Source organism: Flavobacterium sp. ZT3R18, assembly GCF_007097385.1.
In the GTDB taxonomy this organism is placed as follows: Bacteria; Bacteroidota; Bacteroidia; order Flavobacteriales; family Flavobacteriaceae; genus Flavobacterium.
In genome coordinates, this window is sequence record NZ_VJZS01000056.1 from 1 (window position 1) to 2287 (window position 2287).

At 33.9% G+C, this 2287-nt stretch carries 2 protein-coding genes; both read right to left on the minus strand.

What is annotated here, in order from left to right; translation table 11 throughout:
- Nucleotides 1–174: 174 nt before the first annotated feature.
- A complete protein-coding gene (locus FNW52_RS20500; protein ID WP_223256051.1) occupies nucleotides 175–444 on the minus strand; it encodes a DUF6520 family protein in 270 nt (89 codons plus the stop codon).
- 90 nt (nucleotides 445–534) lie between these two features.
- Entirely contained in the window at nucleotides 535–2067 is a 1533-nt protein-coding gene (locus FNW52_RS20505; RefSeq protein WP_143379328.1) for a MauE/DoxX family redox-associated membrane protein, read from the minus strand.
- Nucleotides 2068–2287: the final 220 nt, after the last annotated feature.

Here is a 2287-nt window from a genome sequence, read left to right on the forward strand (position 1 = left end):
AAAAAGATCTTATGGATCGTGTCCAACAATGGTTTGGATTCTACCTCAAAGACGAATTACCAACTGCATGGATTAGTAAACAGCTAAATTAAATAGTGTAATAATAGCAATAAGCAATGCAGTTCCAAATTTGAAACTGCATTGCTCTTTTTGGTAAATCCTTAAATTACAAATTTAAGGACGATACACAATTTCATTGCAATTGCCTTGAGCATTTTTAGCAAAGGCCTGCGGCCCTGTTGCTCCATTAAGACGACATACCTGGTTAGGGATATCGCTGCAATTTACTTGAACATTACAAGCACCTTGCCCATTAAGAGTATATCCTAATTTAGGTGCATTGCTCTTTGAATCACTTTGCATGGAAGTGGTCAAAAAGGCTCCCGAAATTCCCATCACGACAACTGCGAAGGGCATCATCTTTTTTAAAAATAACGTTTTCATAATAATAAGTATTAAATTAAACTTTGACCTACTTTTTTCTACAGGTGTTCGATCTTTTTCCTGATACTAGCGCTAGTATATTTTTACTTGTCAGAACGCTGTCGATTCCAACATGTTTATTTCTTTTTTAAGAATGGATTTCAGTTCATAAACCACCAATTGATTACCTATCAATGCATACAAATGTGTAGTGGTGACAAAAAAAGATTGAAGCTTTTTATCCTCAATTCCATAGATCGGAAAACTCAATAGATAGGTTTTCTTTTGTAAATCATACACATCAATTATAGAAGCTTGATCCCATAATTTATCATCCTCGTATCGCCCTTTTATTTTGGAATGAACAAAAAGAAGACCCCCAGAAATGGTTGCATGTGCATTTACTGTTTGTGGCGGAGAAGCCATTTTTCGCTCAGTACCATTCTTAAGATAGGCAACCTTGATTTTTGCTTTTGTAATGGTATCTATTGTATGTCCTCTGCGAATAAGACCTGTATATTTATCCGCTACTGTAAACTCATTTCGATAATAATAGAGATAGACCATTTTTTGTAATTTCTCTCCATACAGCAACATCCCATCTGTATCAAAAACACCATCAAGCTGTTGTTGTAAAAGATCAGTATTGTACTTAATTTTCGAAACACCATCCGAAGTAAAAACACCTATTACATGTGCTGAATTTTTACCGTTGTTAGACCTAAATAATATTCTAGTGCTATCAACAGGTTCCGCCAAAGTAAAATAAGGACTTCCCTTCAATTCTTTCGTAATTTTCCAATCGGTTGTCTTTCCCCGAAAAATGGCAGGGACTCTACCATCCATTAAATAGACATAAGGTTTTCTTACTACTATCTTAACCATTTTAAAGGGAATGTTTTTTGGATCAAATGATATTTTTAAAACTTGTCGATGTCGTAAATTCGTATCTACTGATAACACATGCAACGGATCGGTATAATTGCCTAGATACATTCTATTATCAACATACCCTGCGAAATAATAGGAATTGAATTTTAAATCCATAGTACGAGTGAGCATTATAGGGTGCTGAGGATAACGCCTGATAAATGGATTTTCATGATGAATAATCTCTTCGGACGACAGAAATAAAATCGCCATTATAGCACCACCAGATAGAATTGAGATAGCACTACTTTTGAAGAATGTCAACCGCTTTTTCGCTATGCTATTATTGTTATTGGATTTGCCCTCCAATGCTAATGCCAAAACAGCCAATACTATAAATACGATATTAAAAATCAAATGGGCATTCCAACCCATTTTTTCTAATATTCCACCACAGGAGCAAGGAACAAAAGAGCTGTAATTCAAAATGATAAAAATATAACTGGTAAACATTGACATTAAGAACAAAGCTGCTATAAGACCAAAATTGCGACATTTGGGAATAATAAGTAACAATACTATACTTAATTCAATTATGGGAACTGCCCAAGAAACCCATTCAGCAAAAGCGCTCAACAAAGGCGATTGTCCAAGCTGTACCTGAAAATTTTCAAAATCAAGAAATTTACTTACCGCTGCGTAGACAAATAACAGGACATACAACAGGCAAATTGTGTCCAGAATTATACTCTTAATAATTACATTCGATTTCATATTATCGTAGGTTTAGTTTAAATTGATGCAATTATGAAATGCCCAATAGCATATAATTGGTATTAAAAATTTTATACACTGTTATTCATTTTTATTACTGCATTTGGGGCAATAAATTTTAGTCTCGTATTCAAATTCCATTAAATAAAAAAAACTGCTTATCCCCTTCGCACATGTTAGGGATAAATGTATCTTTGAAATAAAAAAAATGGCAATTGAG